This is a genomic window from Streptomyces sp. NPDC026672 (genome assembly GCF_040638185.1).
Lineage (GTDB): Bacteria > Actinomycetota > Actinomycetes > Streptomycetales > Streptomycetaceae > Streptomyces.
Window position 1 is genome coordinate 93,743 of sequence record NZ_JBEZXS010000028.1, and the last position, 20,651, is coordinate 114,393.

Below are 20,651 nucleotides of genomic sequence, written 5' to 3' on the forward strand. Positions count from 1 at the left end.
AGCCAGTGATTTCACGCGCCCTTGTAGCACCACATAGGGGCAGCTTTACGACCAACACAGGGCGAGGGGCTCGTACCGTGTTGACCGCCCCCGGCAGGCAGTGGTGGAGTCGGCACGTGGACAGCATCCCCGCCAATCGACGGCTCTGGAACCAGATCGGCAGCGGCTACCAGCACGAGCACGACCCGCAAATCGGCGCCGCACCCCGGCTGTGGGGCATGTACTCCATCCCCGACGCGCACCTGCACGCCCTGGGCGACGTCACCGGCAAGCGCGTCCTCGAACTCGGCTGCGGCGCCGGCCAGTGGTCCAGGGCGCTCGCCGCCGAGGGCGCCACCGTGGTCGGGCTCGACCTGTCCGAAGCCCAACTCGCCGCAGCGGCCCGCGCGATGGGAGCGGCCCGCTACCCGCTGGTGCAGGGCGCCGCCGAACAGCTCCCCTTTGCCGCCGACAGCTTCGACCTGGTGTTCTGCGACTTCGGTGGGCTCAGCTGGGCGCCCCCGCACCTGGCCGTCCCGCAGGCCGCACGCGTCCTGCGCCGAGGCGGGCGCCTGGTGTTCAACGTCGCCAGCCCGTGGTTCGAAGCCTGTTACGACGAAGCCGCCAGCCGCGTGACCACGACGCTGCGGCAGGACTACTTCGGGCTGAACACCATCGCCGAAGGCGACGGCGCGACCAGTTATCAGCTCACCTATGGCGACTGGGTCAGGGTCCTGCGCGGCGCGGGTCTTGTCATCGACGACCTCATCGAGCCGCGGCCCGAACTCGGAACACCCAACGGCTACAACAAAACCGACCCACCCGACTGGGCACACCGCTGGCCGGCGGAACTGCTCTGGGTAACCCACAAACCGTAAGTTCCGCAGCGCGAAGACGTGAAGGGTCAGCGCATGGCGCAAAGATACGGGGACCGGCCCAAACCCCCCTGAGGCCATCACGTCCTCCGCGAAGCTCGGCCTCGCTGACCACCGTGGTGTGAACAGTGCGGGTGAAAACTCGTGGCTGTGTGAGATCGAGCCTGCTTGGATCGCGGCATGAGTAACCAGAGCGCGCGGCAGATCGGGATCCTGTTGTTCCCGGACGTCGAGGAGTTGGACGCGATCGGCCCCTGGGAGGTCCTGTCGTACTGGACGCGGACCTTTCCTGAGGACAGGTGGGCAGCGTTCTGCTTCTCCGTCGACGGCAAGCCGGTGACCTGCTCGAAGGGGCTCGTGATCGGATCACACCACTCGATGGACGACATGCCCGCCCTGGACGTCCTGCTGCATCCCGGCGGTCGGGGAACCCGGCCTCAGCTCAACGACAGTCGGCACCTGGAGTGGGTGCGCCGCCAGCGCCGGTCGGTTCCGCTCATGACCAGTGTGTGCACCGGCTCGCTGGTCTTCGCCGCGGCCGGCCTGCTGACCGGGCGTCCGGCGACCACCCATTGGGGCGCATTGGAACGGCTCAAGGAACTCGACCCGACCATCGACGTGCGGGCCGACGAGCGGTTCGTCGATGACGGTGACACGATCACTTCCGCGGGGATCTCGGCAGGCATCGACATGGCTCTCCATGTCGTCGCCCGGCTGTCCTCCGCGGAACGCGCACGTCAGGTGCGCCGCGGTATTCAGTACGATCCCCAGCCGCCGGTGTGACCTGACCACGTCGAAGACGATCAGTCGGACAGCGCTTGCTCGCTGAGCCGTCGTCCCGGGTGTCGGGATGTCGGCGCACATGAAAACTGGGAGGCGCCGAGTTGGCGTCTCCCAGTTGAGGTCGGTGGCGAGGGAAGCGAAGGAACTCGTTTCAGTAAAGGAGTTGAGAAGGAAGCCCCTTCATGGCCTCGCCTTAGGCAACGCTAGCACTCAGGCCGGGATCAAGTCGCGGAGATTTTCGAGGGTGATGATCCGTGAGTCCGGATGCAGACCCTCGGGACGTTCGAGCCCGATATACGTCACGGGCTCGTCCGGGACCGGCTCGCCGCCCCACAGGTCCACGGTCGTGGTGTCGCCGGACATCAGATCGATCAGGTACCCCACCGTCAACTGCTCGCGCTCCACGACGGCGCGCACCACCTTCGACACGGACACCTGGTTCTCCTCGACCCGGTTGGCCGACGAGATGCCCCTCAGATACAGGTGCAGCCACTTCGCGCGCCACCGGCCGTCGTCCCCGCGCTGGAACACCAGCGGCAGCGCCACCCGGCCCACCCCACGCAGCTCCGACTTCATCCGCACGGTGCGCGGCTCGAACGGCCGGCCCTTCTGCTCACCGTCGCGCACCATGAAACCGAAGAACGACTCCTCGACCTCCTCGAAGCCCTCGCCGGCGTAGATGTTGACCTGCGGGACGATGAACGTGCTGCGCACGCCGTCCAGGGACAGGTTGATGAACTCCGAGGCCCCGTCGGGTGCTTCGGTGACGTCGCCCGAATGCTTGCCCCCGACGGCCTTGAGGGATGTGTAGGAGAGCCAGGAATCGGTGCTGTAGTCGGCGTGGAGAAGCAGCGCCGACAGGTCGTAGTCGGTCCGGTTCTCGGTTTCCTTCCAGTACACGAAGAAGCGCAACTGTTCGCCGTCGACCGCGGAGACCGACCCCCGCGGCAGTACGCCGAGCCCGGCCGCGGTCGCCCGGCCGCTGAGCGGAAGCGCCACGTCGAGGACTTCGGGGTCGAGCAGCAGCCGGCCCGGCGCCGGGAGCCGACGACGTATCTCGGCGTCGAGGGCGGCGATCAGACGATCGCGGTCGGCGGCGGGTACGGGCGGTCGGAAGTCGGGGGTCACCCAGGCGCGGCCCCGGCGGTTGACGAAGATCCGGGGCTCGCCGCTCTCACGTGCCCGGTTGTGGAGGTGCTCGCGCACCGAGAGCACGACCCGGCCGGAGACGTCGGGAGCGACCTCCACCGCGGCGGCCACCACCGCGTCCCGTTCCTCCTGGTCGGCGGCGATGCGCAGCAGGAGGTCCAGGGCGCGGAACAGCTTGCCGGGAGCGGACTTCAGCAGCTTCACCGCGCCGAGGACGTCACACGCGTCGAGCAGCTGCTCGATCCGGCTGTCGAAGGACCGTGCCTCCTTCTCGCCCCGCGCGACCGCGAACACATCCGCGGCGTGCGGCCAGCGTGGGTACTCGTGCGGGTGGAGACGCTCACCGAGCCGCTTGAAGGGCTCCCGGTGCGCGTGCACGTCGGCGAGCTTCGCGGGGTTCGCCGCGACCACGGCGTCGAGACCCGCGAGCAGTCCCCGGCGCACCGGTCGGGACAGCGCCCGGAACCGGGTCGGCTCCCGCAGCGTCACGTCGCCGCCCGACAGCGCGCAGGCCAGCCGCAGCACATCGGTGACGGTGTCGAGGAGGAGGTCCGCCCCGACGCCGAGCCGGGCCTCGTTGACGACCGCCCGGTTCTCCCGGACCGGGATCGCCTCCGGCTGGGGGCCCAGCGCGCACCGCTCGGCGAGGGCCTTGAGGTCGCGCAGGTCGTCCTCGCCCAGCGGGGTCGTGCTGCCGGCGAGGGCCAGGTACAGGTCGGTGAGTTCGTCTTCCAGATCCCGGCCGAGATGCAGGACGGTGACCCGGTCGCCCGCCGAGGCGATCAGTTCGTCCTGCGCCGCGAGCATGTCCTCGTAGGTGTGCTGGTAGCGGCCGTACGTGGGGAGGCTGAGCAGGTCCAGCACGCCGTGCCCGAGCTGCGTCAGCACGTTCTTGCGCGACTTCTCGTCGCCGAGCGCCTTCGCCACGCACTGCGTCCAGAACTCTTCGGTGTCCGGCACGTTCGCCGGGAAGTCGATGAAGTACGAGTTGTGCCGGACGTGGTCGCCCACCATCTCGCTCACGGTGCGCAGCGTCCGCTTGGCGGTGTGCACGACCGCGGCCTCGGACAGCCCCGACAGCCGCTCCAGCAGCTCCGCCGAGAGCTTGAAGCCCACGGATGTCAGCGCCGCGTCGAACTGCCGTGCGGCGATGGTTCCTTCCCCGGCGGAGCCCTTGGGGGAGGGAAGGCGGTGGGTGTGCCGGATGACGAGCGATTCGAGACTGTGCGCCATTCGGGGATGATCGCAGAGGTGCACGAGCCGGTGCACGGGAGTTTTGTACGCGGGTTACCGGGCCGGCGGGTGGCTTGGCGGCCGCCTCGGCCACGGAGGCGGCAGCGGTTCGATCGGCTCAAGCCGTCCCGCCAAAGCGTCATTTCGCGCGGAGTCCTTGCACGTCGAACGGCATGACGTCCCAAGGGATCGTCTTCTGCGTGGTCCCTCGGCCCTCCAATTCACCAACTGCCTACCATGGCGGCAAGCCAGGGTGGATCGGAAGGGACACTCGTCCGAAGAGCAGCCTGCTTTCGCTCCTCCCCCATCGCTTCAAGGGAGATCCGAATCATGAAACTACGCACTCGCGCGGGCGTGATCGTGACCGGGCTGATGGCCGGTGCGCTTTCGGTCTCGGCGCTCGCCCAGCCGGCCTCCGCCGCCGCGTCCCACCAGCAGCACACCATGAGCACGAGCATCACGGGCCGCTGATGACCTATGCCTGCGGGAAGGGCGTTGACGGGTGGGGAGCCCAGCGACACGCGAACAGCCCGAGCCACAAAATCAAATCGTTCCGCATGGCGGTATGCCGTGCTCACAAGCCGGGCACCCGCTACTCCAGCCACAACCAGATCTCCTACCCGGTGAGTTGCAAGGAGTGGAACAACAGCAACGCGGTTGGCTGGGCGGCCATCGCCTGGAAAGCGAACGACTACAAAATCACGTCCGTGGGCTGAAGTCGTACGGCCGACGAGCGTTGGGTTTCTTGCAGGGGAGCCTCCCAGGTCGCGGTGATGTCGCGGGCGACATCACGTAGGAGGTCGATGAGCATGTCCGCGAGTGGTGTGAGGCTGGCGTCGGTTTTGGTCACGGCGTAGAGCTGGCGGTGGGGTCTGGGGTGGGCCAGTTCGCGATGGGTGGTCCCGGGCGCATGGGTCAGGGCCAGGCGCGAGACCAGGGCGACCGCGATGCCCGTGCCGACGAGGGCCTGGGCGACGTCGTACGACTCGGTCTCGAACCGCACGGTGGGAGTGAAACCGGCCTCGCGGGCGGCGTCGTGGAACTGTTCGCGGGCGGCATGGCCGGCCAGGATGGAGACCCACGAATCGTCGCGCAGTTGTTCCAGGTGGAGTTCGGTGTCCGCGGGCTGCCCGGTGGCCAGTGGATGGTCATCGGGGAGGACCACGACCATCGGGTCCAGCAGGAGCGGGTGGGCCCGTACATGTGGGGGCGGCGCGAGCGGCGTGCCCCACGATGCGACGATGGCCACGTCCAGGCGCCCCGCGCCGATCTCGTCCGCTCCGCGCGCGGACCCCACGTCTATGACGGAGACGTCGGCGTCCGGATGGCGGTGTCGCAGGGTCGTCAGGGCCGGTGGCAGCAGGTGCAGGGCAGCCGCCTGGAACGTCCCGATCCGCAGACGGAGCGACAAGTGGCCGAGTAATGCGGCCAGTTCCGCCTCGGCCTTGTCCGATGCCTCCTCGACAGTACGACCGTGGGAGGCCAGCAGCGCACCGGCCGCGGTGAGCGTTGCTCCGCGAGGACCACGGATGACCAGCGGCACCTGCCAGTCGCGTTCGGCCTTGGCCACCTGCTGGGTGATCGCCGCGGGCGTGAGTTGGAGTGCGTGAGCCGCCGCCGTCAGGGAGCCGTGCCGCTCGATCAACGTCAGAAGTCGCAGCTGTCCCGGATCCACCACCATTCACTAATCCTAACGCTGCACCCTTCTTTTTTAACTTCTCTTAGGAGCGCGAGGCGGGAAGCCTGGTGGTGTACACCCATCTGCCGTTATCCCCAGAAGGGGTTCCTTTCCCATGCCCACGCATGTGCCCGTTTTCATCGCCACCACGTTGCTGCTGGCGATGCTGCCCGGCGCGAGTGCAGCCCTGATGATCCGGCAGGTTCTGGAAGGCGGCCAACGTACGCTCCAAGGCACGCTCGCGGGCAATGCCACCGGCTTCGTGCTGTGGTCCACGGCCGCCGCGGCCGGTCTCTCCGCCGTCCTGCTGGCCAGCCCCACCGCGTACACGGCGCTCCGGATCGCGGGCGGCATCGTGCTGATGTACCTCGGGGTGAAGACGCTGCGGACCACGCTCAACACCACCGTCTCCACCACCCCGACCGACGAGGGCGAGCGCAGTACTGGCTTCGCGAGTGGATATCTCACCGGCCTGAGCACCAACCTCGGCAACCCCAAGGCGGGCGTGTTCGCCATCTCGGTGCTGCCCCAGTTCGTGACCGCGAAGGGCCCGGTGTTCCTGTCGACCGTCGCCCTGGGAGTCGTGTGGGCGCTCGTCAGCGCCTCCTGGTACATGTTGCTCACCTGGGCCGTCAGCCGAGGGCGCGACCTGGTGTCGAAGCCGACCGTCCTGCGGGGACTCAGCGTGACCACCGGTGTCGTCCTGCTGGGGCTGGGCGCCGCGGTGGCGGCAGGTGTCTGAGGGCCGGGCCGGTACTTCTCTCCAGCGCCCGACCGCCCGGGGCATCTACCCCCGGTCATACTGACCTTCATGAGCTCGCCCGGTACGACAGGTGGCGACGAAACACATCGGAACGATCGCTCCGGCCCAGCCGTCCGCTCAGGCCCGGGGCAACGCGGGCAATGTGCCCGACAGCACGGGAGCAAGGAAGCCTTTGACGTACGTCGTGACACCGGACGGAACCCGCATCGCCTACCAACTCCAGGGTCACGGGGCGCCGTTGGTCCTACTGGCGGGTCAGGCCAACAACCACCACTGGTGGGACGCGGTTCGTGCCGACTTCCATCCCGCTCGCAGCACCCTCACGCTCGACTATCGCGGCACCGGCGACAGCGACAAGCCCGACACCCCCTACAGCACCGAACTGTTCGCCCGTGACGTCATCGCGGTCCTCGACGAGCTCGGCATCGACCGGGCTGACGTCTACGGCACGTCCATGGGCGGACGAGTGGCCCAACAGATCGCGGCCCGCCACCCCGACCGGGTAGGTGCCTTGGTTCTGGGCTGCACCTCACCCGGCGGCCCCCACGGCGTCGAACGCGACAACGACGTCCGTAAAGCCCTGGCGCAACCTCAGCCGGGAGCCGCGCGACAGGCCCTGCTGGAGCTGATGTACACCCCTCAGTGGCTCGCCTCCCATCCCGGCCCGCACCACACGCTCGGCGACCCTCACATGCCAGCGCACGCCCGGCGCCGCCACCTCGTGGCCAGCAACCAGCACAATGCCTGGGACCTCCTGCCGGACATCAGCGCTCCCACCCTGGTCGTCCACGGAACCGACGACCTGCTCAACCCCACCGCCAACGCACCCCTGCTCGCCGACCGCATCCCCGGCGCCCGGATGCACCTGATCCCCGATGGCCGGCACGCCTACTTCGAGGAGTGCCGCAGTCAGGCCGGCCCGCTCGTCCTGGACTTCCTCACCACCGCGCACAGGCTGTAGGCACGGCGCAGCCGATGCTCGGACACCAGGGTGAGAGGACTCGACGGCGCTGCTCCCACGGCCATCTCCCCACCTCGCCGTAGGTGCGGGGAGTACCAACGTTCTGAAGCAGCCCGCCGGGGACGTGCGACAGCCCCTCAGCCGTCTTCTCCAGGAAGACGGCTGAGGGGCTGTCGGCCGTGCCGCCCCGCAGGCAGGCGCGGACGACGGGCACTCCGTTACTTCGCTTCCTCCAGCGTGGCGTACCCGGTGGTCGCCGCGGTCGAGGTCTTGTCGGCGCCCTCCTGGAGCTGGAAGAGCGAGCCGAAGGGGCGCTCCGCGAGCGGCAGCCGCCACGTCCCGCCTTCCACACGTGCGGTGTCCGACACGCTGCCGCGCAGCAGTTTCACTCCGGCCTCGTTGTGGCCGGCGTGCGCGCCGAAGTGGATCGGGTAGGCGTCGGCCGCCCGGTAGGCCGGCAGGAAGGCGCGGCGGTACCGGTCGGAGCGGTTCGGCGAGGAGTAGTGCAGCAGCAGCGGGTGGATGAAGACCACGCTGCCCGCGGGCGCCTCGATGGACACGGCGAGCTCCGCGTCGGGCGCGTCGGCGCCCGCCACCTTGCCGCGGAAGAAGCCGTCGACGTAGTGGTCGGCGAGACCGCGTCGGTGCGAGCCGGGGACGGCCTGGAGGGCGGAGTTCTCGGTGGTGGTGTCGTCGAGGTAGACGAGGGCCGTCACCAGGTCGGTGTTGGTGTGGGGGTAGTAGGCGAAGTCCTGGTGCCAGTCCACGACACTGCCCACGTGCGGGGCCTTGAGGTGGAGCTTGCTGTAGTGGAACAGGATGTCGTGGCCGATGAGTGCCTCGACGTGGTCGAGCAGTTTGGGGCTGGCGGCGGCACGCTCGAACGCGGAGTGCTGCTTGGTGGGCGACCAGATCCGGCGGGCCATGCCGTTGTCGCCCGGCTCCACTTCGGCGACGGAGGCGATGTCGCCGACGTTCAGGATATCCGTGATGGCGGTGTTGAGCTCGGCGACTTCACTCGGATCGAAGAGACGCTCGGCGACCGCGAAGCCGTTCTCGCGGTACTCCTTGACCAGCGCGGCTGTGTCGGGTGCGGACATGCGCGGGTTCCTCATCCTTCAGTAAGTGGTTCCAGCTCGTCCCAACAGGGTCCGGCCGGACTGGTGTTGTGGTGGGTGTCGCGATGGTCACGTGGGCACCGGGCCGCGCGAGACTCACTGGCGCGAACGCACGAGGACGGGAGATCGGCCCGACGGTGCTCTGCGGGATCGACCGGCCCGGGGCGCATCACGACGTGGCCCCGATCGACCAGGACGGCACCCTGCCGGCCGAGCGCCGCGTCAACGACGACGCGGCCGGCCACCGGCTTCTGCCGGGCCTGCCGGCCGCGTACGGGGACAGTCCCGACCTGGGCACGTGAGATGTCTCTCTGTCGGGTGGTGGGGCTACGGTGCGGTGGGGTCCGTACGGGTCCGCCGGGCGACGACTGCCCGGCGGACCCGCGGTGTCTCGTCCCTCAGGCGCCCGAGGGCTGCACCTGCTTGGCGAAGGTGTCCTCGTAGATCTCACGGAAGAACATCGCGAGGATCTCCTGGACGTCGTCGATGTACTTGAACACCTTCTGGAAGTCCTCCTCGCTGAAGATCAGCTGGCGGAGGATGTCCCACATCTCCTGGGAGTGGTCCTCGGTGGTGTCGACGTGGAGGTGGGCGGCCTGCCCCTTGACGTTCTCCTTGCCGAGCCGCGTCTGGAGGTTCTCGACGATGGCCGGCTGGAGCTTGACCTGCGTGTACTCCACCAGGTAGTTGGAGACGACCGGGGCGAGGGCCGACTCGTGCTCGAGAGCGTAGTAGAAGAAGCCCTCGAACAGACGGGTGGAGAGGTACGGCTCGGTGGCGAGGATCTCTTCCTCGGTGACGCCGGCGGCTTCGGCGTCACTGATGTACAGCTTGTCGTGGAGCATCTCGTCGGCCTGGTACTGCGCGTAGTCGCGCGCGGCCCTGGGGGAGACCTGGGCGATCTTGTAGATGGCCTTGGACTGGCTGACCCGGGAGAGACGGATCCGCCACACGTGCTCGATGAGGGTGCGGCGGTAGTACGCCTGGTGGAGCTCGGGTTCGGTCAGGTGGGACGCGAAGGGGACGGTGGCCTTCCACTCCGCCATCTTCTTGTCCATGTAGCGGTCGAGCTCGGCCTTCTTCAGACGGCTCTGCTCTTCGTTGTAGAACGGCTTCGGGTGGTTGATCCCGGTGTTCTGCACGCGGTTCATCACGTTCTCCTTCATAAGAGGGTTCGCGTGGGGACGTTCACGGAATGGTCGGAGTGCGGTGCCGCCCGCGGTCAGCGGTAGCGGACATGGAAGTGCTCCGTCGCGTGTCGGTCGAGGAAGGCGGTCTCGGCGTCGAGGTCGTCGGCCGCCGCGTCCCACAGGGCGTCCATCAGGCAGATGCCCCGGTCGGACGCGTCGAGTTCGGTTCCCTCCGCCACATGGACGTTCAGGATCCGGGGCGGACGGGTGGGCGGCTCGAAGCGGATCTCGTCGACGGTCCGCCCCTTCTCTCCGTACTTGCTCAGGAACACGGTCGCCCGGGTGGGCGCGCCGGTGCGCAGGGCCTCCAACTGGGAGGCGCGGGTGAGGCGTTCGTGGAAGGCGTCCCGCTCGCCGTCGGGCAGCAGCAGGGACTCGGTCCACAGGTCGAGGAGGGAGTGCCCGGTGACGGTCTGGACGCTGGCGTTGATGAGGCTGCCGCCCATCCGGGGATTGATCTCGATGATCTCCCAGCGCTTCTTCGACTCCCAGTACTTGACCTCGATGTGGAAGACACCGGCGGTCAGCCCGTGCCCCGCCAGCGCGGCGAGGCAGTCGGCGACATGATCGGCTCCCTCCAGGACGAGTTCACGGTCGAGGCTCACGGGCGGACTGACCGACATCCCCTCCAGGACGGTCCGCTCCAGGTGTTCCACGCGGGCCTTCTCGTGGACGCACAGGTGGTGGATCCGCCCGTCGAGGACGACCGTCTCGAAGCTGAACTCCGGACCGTCGACGAACTCCTCGACGAGGAAGTCGTACCGGTCCATGAAGATCGCCTTCATGCGCCGGTCGGCACGCATCTGCTCCTGGATCGCCGGCAGGTCGGCCAGGTCGTCGACGTCGTTCAGACGGAAGGTCGCGAAGGACGAGGCACCGCGCACCGGCTTGACGAACCAGCCCGCGGAGGGGTCGAGTTCGGGCGTCACGCCGGGGGAGAGCCGGTGGAGCCGGACCTCGCTCAGTCCCTCGGCGAAGAGGTGGCGGCGAAGTTCGTACTTGTCGAGGCAGAGGCGCAACGCGGCCTCGGCGGAGTCGTGCGCGCCGAGCCGCTCGTTGAGCTCCGCCATCAGCAGCCGGTAGCCCTCGAAGCTGGCGAGGGCGGCCTCGACCCGGTAGCCACGGTCGGCGAGTTCACGAACGGCCTTGTCGAGGTCGGCGGAGCACAGTTCGGGTTCCTCGGTGACCACGCAGTCCGCCACGTGGCGGCGGCTCGCGTCCAGGACCTCCGGTGTCTCCGGCCGGGAGCTGAGGGCGACCAGGGTCAGACCGAGCCCGGCAGTGGCCGCGGCGACCTCCTCGGTGTACGACTTGCCCTGGTGCATGAGGAGCAGGATCGCTCGCTTCATCTGTGCATCTCCTCGGAGTTCCGGGGCCGCCCTCAGCGCCGGCCGCTCGACAGCCGGTCCGCGGTCTCGCGCCGGTGGGCGCGCAGGATCTCCACGAGCCGGGCGGCGCCGCCCTCACGGACCGGGTCGACGACGGGCAGTCCGGTGTCGGCCTCCAGCTTCTCGGCCTCGCGGCGGAAGTCCTCGTCGGAGAAGCCGAAGCTGTTGACGCTGACGGCGGCGACCTTGGCGGGCCGTTCGAAGACGGAGAGCTCCTCGTTCATGCGGATGAGCTCGGGGATGGGGATGATGGGCGTCTCCCAGACCTTGGTGCGCTCGGCGCCGAGGCGGTGACAGAAGACCAGGGCGTGCGGCAGGGCGCCGTGGAGGATGGCGAGGGCGACACCGCTGAACCCGATGTGGTTGAGGGAACCCTGGCCCTCGACGACCACCCATTCGTTGCCGGCGGCGGCCTCCAGGACGACCTGCTCGACGGCGCCGGCCATGAAGTCGCCGGGCACACCGTCGACCGCGATGCCATGGCCGGAGATCAGCATGCCGCTCTGGCCGGTGGCGGCGAAACCGGTGCGGATGCCGGTGCGGTTGGCCTCGTTCCAGATCTGCAGGGCGGCGGTCTTCTTACCGATGTTGGAGTCGCTGCCGCATGTGTGGATGACCCAGGTGTCCAGGTCCAGGACGCGGGCCTTGTTGAGCTGAACCGGCGGGGCGTCCTTGGTCTCCCAGACGGTGATGCCCTTCTCGCGGATGCCACGGGCGATGTCCGGGTCGTCGGCGAGGCGGTAGTGGATCGAGTTGATCAGGTGGAGGCCGTTCTGGACGGCCGCGAGGATGTGCGGCTTCCAGGCGGAGGGCAGGTTGGCGGAGTGCAGGCCCTTGCCGATGATCATGACCTCGGGGCGCAGGTGCAGAGCCTGTTCGACGCGGCTGACGATCGGGATCGAGCCGCCGTAGCCGAGGACGTCCTGCACGGTCTGGCCGGCCTTGCGGCTGTCGATCACGGCGACGCAGCGGTCCCCGTTGTAGCGGATCAGCGACGCGGCGATCTTGCTCGTGAAGAGTCCGAAGCACCCCTCGGCGAACAGCACGAATTTCTTGTCGACCAGCTCCGCATGGCTTACCTGATCCACGACTTCCTCCACGGACTCGACGGTTCTATTTGCCGGTGGCACGAGATGGTTCGGACGGTCTACGCGACAGGCTCGGTCGTCAGGCGATACTGCGTACGCGCCTGGCGCACGGCCTCCTCGATCTGCTCCTGGGTGCCGCCGCGGAAGAGGAAGCGGCCGCCCTGGAGCGTGGCGTACGCGCCGGGCCGGGAGACCAGAACCTCACCCGGCCTCGGCACCAACTCGCGGTATAGGTAGGGGACTTGGCCCAGGAGCGAGGTGGCGGCGGTGACCTTCTGCGGCAGCGGCTTGGGACCTTGGACGATCAACCAGCCGCCGCTCAGCTCCGTGTCGGGGACAGGCGGGTCCACCGGGCGACCGAGCAGCACGTCGACCCACAGCCGGAAGAGATTCACGTCGTGGACGTCGTTGATGACGTACGAAACGTCGGCACCCGGCACGCGCGCTCCGACCTCCAGGAACACCAACTCGGTGCCGGTGTCGAAGAGTTCGAGGTGAAAGGCGGAGCTGCGCAGGCCGAGCGCGGTCAGGCAGCGCAGGGCGAAGTCCTCGCAGTGGCCGCGCACCTCGGGGTCCGTCTGGAGGACCGAGCCGAGCGGTGCGCCCAGGACCTCGAAGTCCAGGCAGGTGGAGACGTAGCGCGAGGTGCACATGAACAGCGGTTTGCCCGCGGCGTCCAGGACGCCGTCGACGTGCAGGATGTCGCCCTGCACGAACTCCTCGATCTCGTAGTCGCGCAGGCTCCGTTCGGCACACAGGGCCAGCAGCTCCTCGGCCGAGGCGATCTCGCGCACACCCTGGCTGGACGCCCCCCGCACCGGCTTGACGATCACGGGGTAGCCGAACTCCTCGGCGGCCGCGAGGATCTGGTCCTCGGTGCGGCAGGGCGCCCAGCGCGGCACTCGGAGGCCGGCCCGCGACACCCTCTCCTTCATGACGGTCTTGTCGCAGAACCGGGAGGTCTCCTCGGGGCTGGAACCCGGGACGCCGTGCCGCTCGCGCAGGGTCGCCGCGAGGTCGAGGAGTATTTCGGAGAAGGCGATGACGTGGTCGAACGGGCCTTCGTCGCGCACGATGGTGTCGACGAGCTCCAGCACGCCGTCCACGTCGCCGAAGTCCGTCACGACATGGACCCGTTCGGCGTCGGCAGGCACTCCGCTGCGGCCGCCCTCGTCGCAGAGGTACGTGACGCGGTCGGTCTCCGGGTCGAAGACCAGATCGGGAGCGGCGAGGCGGTTCTCCCAGCGCCGCTCGTCCTCGTACAAGGGCCAGCGGGTCAAGAACAGGATTGCGCCGGACATGGATGTCGTCCTCACGGTTCACGGGAAACACGGACGTGCCCGGCCGGGGGAGGCCGGTTGACGGCGACGGCGACGGCGGGCCTGTCGGAACGGAGGAATGAACCCGAACCGGAATCCCGGGAACGGCCGCCAACGTGTTGATCGCGTGGCCACAGCCTCGCATGGGACCGGCCTGGTCAGAATAGGACCTAGGTCCCAACGCCCCCGGGACCGCGATCGCCGTCCCCTACAAGGGACACCGATGTCGGCTCGTCGGGGTGGTGGTCGATTGCCGGGACCGGCCGGGTGGGCGGTCGAGGGCGACGCCCCGGGGGTAGTCTGCGCGGCCCGGCGCTAAAAGAGGGTCTGGACCACCTTGTGCCGGTAACGCCATAGGCAGATGGACCTATTGCCCACGCGTCCCACGGGACACAGAATTCTTATCGCCCCCACCGCTGGAGGAGGGCTGTCGTGCGCGCCAGGAGACTTTTCCGAACTGCCGCCCCGACATTGAAGCGTTGAGCGGTGGGATGGCATGTTCTCGCTCCGCGGATATCGCCGACCCCGGACGTCAGAGCGACATCGCTGGCAAGGTATCAGACGGCGAACGATGGGAAAAAGGAGATACGAGGATGCTGCTGAAGGTTGATCCGGTCGATTCCTTTTCCGGAACTTTCCGCGTCCCTTCTTCGAAACCGGAGACGCAACGGGCAATTCTGACCGGCACACTGGCCGAGGGCACGTCACGCGTTTACAACGACCTCCGTTGCGACGAGACGGAGACCATGAAGAACGCCTGCCGTGCCTTCGGCGCCAAGATAACCGAGCACGACGGATACCTGGAGATCCAGGGCATCGGAGGGGACCTCCCGCACATCCGGCGCGTCATCCAGTCCCGCGGCTCGGGTCTGGTCTTCCGCGTCATGACGGCGCTGGCGTCCGTACTGCCGTCGCCGGTCGTGGTGACGGGCGACGCGACCCTGTGCAACCGCGTGATGGAGCCCCTGCTGGAGGCGCTGCGCGAACTCGGCGCGGACATCGAGTCGATCGTCAGCGAGAACAAGGCCCCGGTCGTCAACTGGGGACGCGGCCTGAAGGGCGGCACGTGCCGGCTGCCCGGCGACATCAGCTCGCAGTTCATCACCGCCGTCCTGTTCGCCGCGCCGCTGGCCGACACCCCGGTGAAGATCGAGGTGACGGGTGAGGTCTTCTCCCAGTCGTACATCCGGCAGACGCTGGCGAGCCTGACCGACGCGGGCATCAAGGTCTCCGCGTCGGAGGACATGCGCCGCTACCAGGTGGAGCCCTCCACCTACCAGGCCCAGGACGTCACCACGCACGAGGACTACACGTCGGCCTCGTACCTGCTCGCCGCCGCCGCGCTCTTCCCGGGCCGGACCGTCCTGACCAACGTGTACGGCGACAGCATGCAGGGCGAGTTCGCGATCGTCCCGATCCTGCAGCAGCTCGGGGTGGACGTCACCTTCGACCGGGCCACCTCGTCGCTGACCGTCGACAACCCGCCGGACAGCCTGCGCGGCCACTTCGAGGTGGATGTACGGGACTGCCCCAACATCGTGCCCACGCTCGCCGCCCTCGGGGCGTACGTGCAGGGCAGCCTGCGGGTGACCGGCGGACGCCTCACCCGCTTCCACAAGGCGTCGCGCATCGAGGCCATGGCCGCCGAACTGACGCGCGCGGGCGTGGACATCGAGGTCCTGTACAACGACGGGGTCTGCGACGGCTTCGAGGTCCGCGGCGCGCAGACGTACCCCGGTGGAGTGACGCTGTCCAGCTGGGGCGACCACCGCATCTTCATGTCGCTCTTCGTGGCCGGCCTGCGCATGCAGTCCGCCAACCGGTTCTCGGGCTTCGAGGACGTCCGGCTGTCCTTCCCCACCTTCATGGAGGAGTTCACCAAGGCAGGGGTGCGGACCACGTCCGTCGAGGAGGAGAACGCGCCCGCCGGGGCCGTCGGCTGACCCTGCCTGCGGCAACCCCGGCGGTCCGCCGCGTCGCAGCGGCGAGCGCCGCCGGACCCGACAGGTGAGCGGGACGCGCTGCCGACCACGGCAGAGGTGTCGGCGCGCGGGCGGGATCTCACGCCCGCGCGCCCCGTCGCGGCGCACGGCCCCCGGAACCTCGGATGAACAACACCCCCGCACGACCGTCCGCTCCCCCTTCAGGAAGTTCCCTAGATGCCCCCTGCACCTGCCCCCCGGCTGCGCGTCGATGTCTCCGGGTTGCCTCGCTACGTCCCCGGCCGGGTCGCGCCCAGCGACCTGGTGGACAAGTTGTCGTCGAACGAGAACCCCTACCCCCCGCTGCCGTCGGTCGTCGCCTCGATGCGCGAGGAGTTGGGGCGCGTCAACCGCTATCCCGATGCGAAGAGCGGTGAACTGGTCACGGAGCTGTCCGCGGCCCTCGCGGTGCCCCCGGAGCACCTCGTGCCCGGCACCGGCTCCCTAGGGGTCACCAAGGACCTGTTGTGCGCCGCGGCCGGCGAAGGGGACGAAGTGCTGTTCGCCTGGCGCTCGTTCGAGGCGTACCCGCTGCTCGTGTGGGCCACCGGGGCAACTCCCGTGCAGGTGCCGCTGCGTGACGAGCGGCATGATCTGGAGGCCATGGCCGATGCGGTGACGGACCGCACTCGCATGATCATCGTGTGCAACCCCAACAACCCCACCGGCACGGCCGTGCACCGCGGTGAGCTCGAGCGCTTCCTGGACCGGGTGCCGGGCGACGTGCTGGTGGTGCTCGACGAGGCGTACCGCGAGTTCGTCGACGACACCGACGTACCCGACGGCATCGAGCTTTACCGCGACCGCCCCAACGTCGCCGTTCTGCGCACCTTCTCCAAGGCGTACGGGCTGGCGCGACTGCGCGTCGGCTACGCGGTCGCGCATCCGCCGGTCGCGGCCGCCCTGCGGGCCTGCACCATAGCCTTCAGCGTCAGCGGAGTCGCCCAGGCCGCCGCGCGGGCCTCGTTGCACGCGGGCCCCGAACTGCTGGAGCGGGTGCGGACCTTGGTGACCGAGCGCGCCCGGGTCACCCGTGCGCTGCGGGCCGCGGGCTGGACGGTTCCTGACAGCCAGGCCAACTTCGTCTGGCTGCGCCTCGGTTCACACACGCGGGCGTTCGCCGACGCGTGCGAGGCGGCGGGAGTCATGGTGCGGCCCTTCGGCGACGAGGGCGTGCGGATCACCATCGGTACGCCCGAGGAGAACGACCATCTGCTGAAGATCGCGGGCGACTGGCGGGTGTGAGGCCCCGCCGCAGACCCCGCGCCCCGGAAGCGGAGCGGTACCAGGCGTACCAGCCGAGCGCGCTGGGCGATCGGTACGGCGCTGCTGGTGGCGACGGGGATCACCTGCGGCTGGTCGCCGGACGCCTCGGCGACGACGTATCCGCCGCCGGACACCCCGTCGGCGGATACGTGCCACTGTCTTCGGTGCGGTCCAGGACGGCGGGTCCTGCCTCGTCGGGCACAACCCGGCGGGCGGGCCGGTGTGTCCGGCAGAACCGTGTGTCCAGGCGTAGATGTTCCTCTCCTCGTAGCGTGGATCGCGTGATCGCAGGCAGAGGTGGGGTTCACGGGGTCCAAGCAACGGAGACGCACACCTGAGTTGCGTGAGGGTGCCCGTACGCATCGAGATCGAGGCGGGGAGGCCGATCCCGGAGGTCGCTGGGGAGCTCGGTGTCCACTCGGGCCCGCTGTACAGCTGGTTCTCGGCGTCGGCGACGTAGCGGCTCCGCGTCGTCGGACCGGCCCGCGGTCGGGGCGACTGCGGGAGAGCTGCCCTCGGAGAGGGTTCCGGCTGCGGGCCGCTCAGGGAGCGAGGCCGACGCGCCGGGCGTAGAGGGCGGCCTGAGTGCGGTGGGTTGCGCCGATCTTGAAGTAGATGCTGCTCAGATGGTTCTTCACCGTCTTCTCGGATATGTCGAGTTTCCGGGCGATCAACCGGTTGCTCAACCCCCGGGCCAGCAGGCGGAGTACGCCCCGCTCGCGTGCGGTGAGGGCGGGGTCGGCGGGCGGCGCGTCCTCTTCGGGGACGGGAGCGGACGCCGGAGCGGACGGAGCCACGTCCCCAGGCCCGGTCAGGCCGACGCGTCGAGCGTAGAGGGCGGCCTCGGTGCGGTGGGTTGCGCCGATCTTGAAGTAGATGCTGCTGAGATGGTTCTTCACCGTCTTGTCTGATATGTCGAGTTTCCGGGCGATCAGTCGATTGCTCAACCCCCGGGCCAGCAGGCTGAGTACATCCAACTCCCGGCAGGTGAGTTTTGCTGCCGGTAACTCTTCCATGTCGTGCCTCCCCTTTGCCTCTCCCGAAGGGAATGAGAAAATACGTCCAAGTAAGAGTGCGGCCGGCAGGCCCATGCTGGAATTCCTCTCTAACCGCCTTCAGTGAACAGGGGCGGTGTGTACGGGTGGCCGAACAGAGCTGTATCTCCGTCTCGCGCGCACATGTCGACCGCACCCCCGGTTCCCGTTCGTCTTCGTTGATTTCAAGCTCAGCCGCTGCTTGGCCACGGACACGCTACCCGTGAGCTGAACCTGTCAACCATTTAAGTCTGACCTATAGCAATGAGCTTGTTGTCTCACGCAGGCCATTTCAGCCATGGGAACCTCAACAGCGGGGATCAACCTCGGCTCTGAAATATGGCCAGAAACTTCCGATGCCCTCCGCTGAGGGTGCATCGGGCCGGCCGCTCGGCATGGAGAGAGAAATGCCGCGTACGTGACTTTCGAGGCCGCAATGCTGCGGCTCTGTCGCCGCCCGGCGGTCGACCGTGGACGCCAGGGGCTCCGTACCGCCGGCGTCTCTGCCCAAGCGGGCGCTTAGCGAGATGGCTGATCGGTGCATGGTGCTTTTCGCCGCGGGGGTGGGACAACGCGACGGTGAAGTGCTGGCCGCGCACGACGAATCGACCTGGCTTCTGCCCCTGGGCCGTCCGGGTGGGGCCGCGCCAAGCCGCGGAGCCGATCGGTCGGCTGCCTTCACCGGCCGTGCCCGTCGCACGTCGTGTGTCTTCACGGCCGCTGGACGGAGAAGGGCTGCGGTCGGTCGGGGACCGCGTCCGTCATCGACGGCCGCAGTGTGGCGATGAGCGGGAAGACCTCCAGGTCCGGGCGGTAAACGGCAGGCGATAGTTCCGTCCGCATTGCCCTCGCCACCCCGCTGCACATGAAGGGTGGCCAACACCTTCGCGTCGCCTCCGGCCGGACAACTCGCAGCAGATGCTCGTCGCAAGGGGAAGCGGACGGGCCGCGAGCTCTGGTGGACGGTCTCGGCGACGACGTCCCGGATTGGGTGGGCCACTCGCCGGTCGGCCCGTTACTCGTACCGGTACTTCAGCGACTCCGCCTCCGTCTGCTCGATGTCGGCGATCGTCAGCTCCGGCATCCGCAGCTGGGCCAGCGTCACCTCGGCCGAGGTCGGCTGGGCCTCCGCAGGCAGCCACTGCTCCGGCTTCCAGGCCCCGCTGCGCAGGAGCGACTTCGGGCAGTGCGGGTAGACCTCCTCGATCCCCACCACCAGAGCGCTGGCCGGCGGCTTGCCCACGGCGGTCAGCTGCGACAACAGCTCCGGACGGGTGGAGACGCAGGCGCGGCCATTCACCCTGAGCGTCGTGGTGCGCCCCGGGATGACGAACAGCAGCCCGGCCCGTCCGGTGGCGACGACGTTCTCCAGGGTGTCCAGACGTCTGTTGCCGGTCGCGTCCGGTATCGCCACCGTCCGTGTGTCCAGGACGGCGACGAACCCGGCGGGGCCGCCGCGAGGGGAGACGTCACAGTTGCCGTCGGCGTCCGCGCTGGCGACCAGGACCAGCGATGAGCATTCGATCAACCGCCGGGTCTGTTCGGTGAGTTCGGTCATCTGCTTGCGCACGGCCGCGTCGCCGGGCAGGTCGTAGGCCCGGCGCAGCGCCTCCTCGTCGGGCACGGCGTCGAGGCGGAGCAGATCGAAGGTACTGCCTGCAAAGGGTGACGTCATGCCCCCGACCCTAATGGGCCGACCCACGGTTGATCTTGGCCGGTGAAACGCCGGGGGCATGGAGATACCCGCGCGAGTTGTCCGGTGTGCGTCACGGCGTCACGGCGTCGAGGCACCGCTCGGCACTCTGCTCGTCATCGAGGGCTGCTTCCCCACTCCCCGGGCGCGGGAAAGGGAGGAAGCAGTTGTCCAGGCGACGCGGTCGAACGTCACATCAGGTCTTCCACCGTGATCGGCAGTTTGCGGACGCGGCGGCCGGTCGCGTGGAAGATCGCGTTGGCCAGGGCCGCCGGCACGCCGGCGATGCCGGCCTCGCCCATCCCCTTGACCCCGACGGGGTTCATCCGGTCGGGCCTGCCCACGAAGGTCACGTCGACGCCGTCCTTGAGCACGAGGTCCAGCTGGGTCGTCCCGCCCGCGAGGTAGGCGGCGCCGGGGTCGTGGCTCAGCGTGTTTATGGCGTCCAGGACGGAGACCGGCCGTTCGTAGCGGTACGGTGCCGTGGTCATCGGTGTCCCCGCTCTCCGTCGGCCACCTCGCGGATGGCGGCGACGATGTTGGGGTACGCGCCGCAGCGGCAGAGGTTCCCGCTCATGTACTCGCGGATGTCCGCGTCGCTTCCGGCCCGGTTCTCCGCGAGCAGCGCGGCGGCCGACATCAGCTGGCCCGAGGTGCAGTAGCCGCACTGGAAGGCGTCGTGGCGTACGAACGCCTCCTGGAGCGGATGCAGGGGGGTGTCGCCGGACCCGGCGGCCGGATGCTTCGCCAGGGCGGCCAGTCCCTCCACGGTGGTGACCTCGCCGCCGTCGCACTGCACGGCCAGGCGCAGACAGGAGACGACCCTCTTGCCGTTGAGCAGCACGGTGCACGCACCGCAGGCGCCCTGGTCGCAGCCCTTGCGCGTGCCGGTGAGGTCCAGCCTCTCCCGGAGCGCGTCCAGCAGCGTCGTGCGCGGGTCGACCTGGAGCCGTACGGGCCGTCCGTTGACGGTCAGCCGCACCGTCGGGCCGGCGACCTCCTCGTCCGCCGATCGGTCGCCCGCCCGATTCGTTCGCATCAGTTGTCTCCCTGGGGGTGGAGCGCTTGGTCAAGAACCAGCAAACCCCGGGGATCCCGTGCGGGGAGTCTCCAAACGAGGACGCGTGTTCCTAAGCTTGTGCTGCCTAGGAC

Annotated in this window: 19 protein-coding genes; 8 read left to right on the forward strand and 11 right to left on the reverse strand. The window is 68.7% G+C overall.

Features of this window, described 5'->3' with window-relative positions; genetic code table 11:
* Positions 1 to 116: 116 nt before the first annotated feature.
* Positions 117 to 857 (forward strand): methyltransferase domain-containing protein, encoded by a 741-nt coding sequence (locus tag AB0F77_RS28875; RefSeq protein WP_361954599.1) that lies wholly within the window; start codon positions 117 to 119, stop codon positions 855 to 857.
* Between the two features lie 177 nt (positions 858 to 1,034).
* On the forward strand, positions 1,035 to 1,637 hold the full coding sequence (locus tag AB0F77_RS28880) for a DJ-1/PfpI family protein (protein WP_361954600.1): 603 nt from the start codon (positions 1,035 to 1,037) through the stop codon (positions 1,635 to 1,637).
* 210 nt (positions 1,638 to 1,847) lie between these two features.
* On the opposite strand, the gene AB0F77_RS28885 is transcribed toward AB0F77_RS28880, so the two are convergent.
* Positions 1,848 to 4,019, reverse strand: coding sequence for a TerD family protein (locus tag AB0F77_RS28885; RefSeq protein ID WP_361954601.1), 2,172 nt, complete (start codon positions 4,017 to 4,019; stop codon positions 1,848 to 1,850).
* A gap of 330 nt (positions 4,020 to 4,349) precedes the next feature.
* Between AB0F77_RS28885 and AB0F77_RS28890 the strand changes: the two genes are divergently transcribed.
* Positions 4,350 to 4,490, forward strand: a complete 141-nt coding sequence (locus AB0F77_RS28890) for a hypothetical protein (protein WP_361954602.1) — start codon at positions 4,350 to 4,352, stop codon at positions 4,488 to 4,490.
* A gap of 220 nt (positions 4,491 to 4,710) precedes the next feature.
* Here the strand turns inward: AB0F77_RS28890 and AB0F77_RS28895 are convergent, their stop codons facing one another.
* Positions 4,711 to 5,700 carry a LysR family transcriptional regulator gene (locus tag AB0F77_RS28895; RefSeq protein WP_361954603.1) on the reverse strand — a complete coding sequence of 330 codons (990 nt, stop codon included), beginning with the start codon at positions 5,698 to 5,700 and terminating at the stop codon, positions 4,711 to 4,713.
* Positions 5,701 to 5,812: 112 nt separating this feature from the next.
* Here AB0F77_RS28895 and AB0F77_RS28900 point away from each other — a divergent pair, with 112 nt between their 5' ends.
* Both AB0F77_RS28900 and AB0F77_RS28905 read left to right on the forward strand, forming a co-directional pair.
* On the forward strand, positions 5,813 to 6,439 hold the full coding sequence (locus AB0F77_RS28900; RefSeq protein ID WP_361954604.1) for a LysE family translocator: 627 nt from the start codon (positions 5,813 to 5,815) through the stop codon (positions 6,437 to 6,439).
* 193 nt (positions 6,440 to 6,632) lie between these two features.
* Entirely contained in the window at positions 6,633 to 7,421 is a 789-nt protein-coding gene (locus AB0F77_RS28905) for an alpha/beta fold hydrolase (RefSeq protein ID WP_361954605.1), read from the forward strand.
* Positions 7,422 to 7,639: 218 nt separating this feature from the next.
* Here AB0F77_RS28905 and AB0F77_RS28910 read toward each other — a convergent pair whose 3' ends face one another.
* Positions 7,640 to 8,521, reverse strand: coding sequence for a phytanoyl-CoA dioxygenase family protein (locus tag AB0F77_RS28910; RefSeq protein WP_361954606.1), 882 nt, complete (start codon positions 8,519 to 8,521; stop codon positions 7,640 to 7,642).
* Positions 8,522 to 8,715: 194 nt separating this feature from the next.
* Between AB0F77_RS28910 and AB0F77_RS28915 the strand changes: the two genes are divergently transcribed.
* Entirely contained in the window at positions 8,716 to 8,841 is a 126-nt protein-coding gene (locus AB0F77_RS28915) for a hypothetical protein (protein WP_361954607.1), read from the forward strand.
* A gap of 96 nt (positions 8,842 to 8,937) precedes the next feature.
* Here the strand turns inward: AB0F77_RS28915 and AB0F77_RS28920 are convergent, their stop codons facing one another.
* The 4 genes from AB0F77_RS28920 to AB0F77_RS28935 form a co-directional block, all read right to left on the reverse strand.
* Complete coding sequence (locus tag AB0F77_RS28920; RefSeq protein WP_361954608.1) at positions 8,938 to 9,690, reverse strand: iron-containing redox enzyme family protein; 753 nt, start codon at positions 9,688 to 9,690, stop codon at positions 8,938 to 8,940.
* Between the two features lie 71 nt (positions 9,691 to 9,761).
* Complete coding sequence (locus AB0F77_RS28925) at positions 9,762 to 11,078, reverse strand: ATP-grasp domain-containing protein (protein WP_361954609.1); 1,317 nt, start codon at positions 11,076 to 11,078, stop codon at positions 9,762 to 9,764.
* 32 nt (positions 11,079 to 11,110) lie between these two features.
* Positions 11,111 to 12,205: a DUF1611 domain-containing protein gene (locus AB0F77_RS28930; RefSeq protein ID WP_361954610.1), complete on the reverse strand. Its 1,095-nt coding sequence runs from the start codon at positions 12,203 to 12,205 to the stop codon at positions 11,111 to 11,113.
* Positions 12,206 to 12,264: 59 nt separating this feature from the next.
* Positions 12,265 to 13,506 (reverse strand): ATP-grasp domain-containing protein, encoded by a 1,242-nt coding sequence (locus tag AB0F77_RS28935; RefSeq protein WP_361954611.1) that lies wholly within the window; start codon positions 13,504 to 13,506, stop codon positions 12,265 to 12,267.
* Between the two features lie 611 nt (positions 13,507 to 14,117).
* Between AB0F77_RS28935 and aroA the strand changes: the two genes are divergently transcribed.
* Complete coding sequence (aroA, locus tag AB0F77_RS28940; RefSeq protein ID WP_361954612.1) at positions 14,118 to 15,467, forward strand: 3-phosphoshikimate 1-carboxyvinyltransferase; 1,350 nt, start codon at positions 14,118 to 14,120, stop codon at positions 15,465 to 15,467.
* Between the two features lie 216 nt (positions 15,468 to 15,683).
* The gene (hisC, locus tag AB0F77_RS28945; protein ID WP_361954613.1) at positions 15,684 to 16,751 is read left to right on the forward strand and encodes a histidinol-phosphate transaminase; all 1,068 of its coding nucleotides are present in this window, start codon (positions 15,684 to 15,686) and stop codon (positions 16,749 to 16,751) included.
* A gap of 563 nt (positions 16,752 to 17,314) precedes the next feature.
* Here hisC and AB0F77_RS28950 read toward each other — a convergent pair.
* The 4 genes from AB0F77_RS28950 to AB0F77_RS28965 all read right to left on the reverse strand — a co-directional run bounded on the left by AB0F77_RS28950 (position 17,315) and on the right by AB0F77_RS28965 (position 20,538).
* Positions 17,315 to 17,788 (reverse strand): LuxR C-terminal-related transcriptional regulator, encoded by a 474-nt coding sequence (locus AB0F77_RS28950; RefSeq protein ID WP_361954614.1) that lies wholly within the window; start codon positions 17,786 to 17,788, stop codon positions 17,315 to 17,317.
* A 1,033-nt stretch (positions 17,789 to 18,821) separates the two neighbouring features.
* Positions 18,822 to 19,481, reverse strand: a complete 660-nt coding sequence (locus AB0F77_RS28955) for an MSMEG_1061 family FMN-dependent PPOX-type flavoprotein (RefSeq protein WP_361954615.1) — start codon at positions 19,479 to 19,481, stop codon at positions 18,822 to 18,824.
* A 209-nt stretch (positions 19,482 to 19,690) separates the two neighbouring features.
* Positions 19,691 to 19,990 (reverse strand): hypothetical protein, encoded by a 300-nt coding sequence (locus AB0F77_RS28960; RefSeq protein WP_361954616.1) that lies wholly within the window; start codon positions 19,988 to 19,990, stop codon positions 19,691 to 19,693.
* Complete coding sequence (locus tag AB0F77_RS28965; RefSeq protein WP_361954617.1) at positions 19,987 to 20,538, reverse strand: (2Fe-2S)-binding protein; 552 nt, start codon at positions 20,536 to 20,538, stop codon at positions 19,987 to 19,989. Before AB0F77_RS28965 ends, AB0F77_RS28960 begins: the two co-directional genes overlap by 4 nt.
* Positions 20,539 to 20,651: the final 113 nt, after the last annotated feature.

Bases quoted from the DNA above. Each gene is read 5' to 3' on its own strand.
- AB0F77_RS28880 (WP_361954600.1), top strand. From the start codon at position 1,035: ATGAGTAACCAGAGCGCGCGGCAGATCGGGATCCTGTTGTTCCCGGAC.
- AB0F77_RS28885 (WP_361954601.1), bottom strand. From the start codon at position 4,019: ATGGCGCACAGTCTCGAATCGCTCGTCATCCGGCACACCCACCGCCTT.
- AB0F77_RS28890 (WP_361954602.1), top strand. From the start codon at position 4,350: ATGAAACTACGCACTCGCGCGGGCGTGATCGTGACCGGGCTGATGGCC.
- AB0F77_RS28895 (WP_361954603.1), bottom strand. From the start codon at position 5,700: ATGGTGGTGGATCCGGGACAGCTGCGACTTCTGACGTTGATCGAGCGG.
- AB0F77_RS28900 (WP_361954604.1), top strand. From the start codon at position 5,813: ATGCCCACGCATGTGCCCGTTTTCATCGCCACCACGTTGCTGCTGGCG.
- AB0F77_RS28910 (WP_361954606.1), bottom strand. From the start codon at position 8,521: ATGTCCGCACCCGACACAGCCGCGCTGGTCAAGGAGTACCGCGAGAAC.
- AB0F77_RS28920 (WP_361954608.1), bottom strand. From the start codon at position 9,690: ATGAACCGCGTGCAGAACACCGGGATCAACCACCCGAAGCCGTTCTAC.
- AB0F77_RS28925 (WP_361954609.1), bottom strand. From the start codon at position 11,078: ATGAAGCGAGCGATCCTGCTCCTCATGCACCAGGGCAAGTCGTACACC.
- AB0F77_RS28935 (WP_361954611.1), bottom strand. From the start codon at position 13,506: ATGTCCGGCGCAATCCTGTTCTTGACCCGCTGGCCCTTGTACGAGGAC.
- aroA (WP_361954612.1), top strand. From the start codon at position 14,118: ATGCTGCTGAAGGTTGATCCGGTCGATTCCTTTTCCGGAACTTTCCGC.
- hisC (WP_361954613.1), top strand. From the start codon at position 15,684: ATGCCCCCTGCACCTGCCCCCCGGCTGCGCGTCGATGTCTCCGGGTTG.
- AB0F77_RS28950 (WP_361954614.1), bottom strand. From the start codon at position 17,788: ATGGAAGAGTTACCGGCAGCAAAACTCACCTGCCGGGAGTTGGATGTA.
- AB0F77_RS28955 (WP_361954615.1), bottom strand. From the start codon at position 19,481: ATGACGTCACCCTTTGCAGGCAGTACCTTCGATCTGCTCCGCCTCGAC.
- AB0F77_RS28960 (WP_361954616.1), bottom strand. From the start codon at position 19,990: ATGACCACGGCACCGTACCGCTACGAACGGCCGGTCTCCGTCCTGGAC.
- AB0F77_RS28965 (WP_361954617.1), bottom strand. From the start codon at position 20,538: ATGCGAACGAATCGGGCGGGCGACCGATCGGCGGACGAGGAGGTCGCC.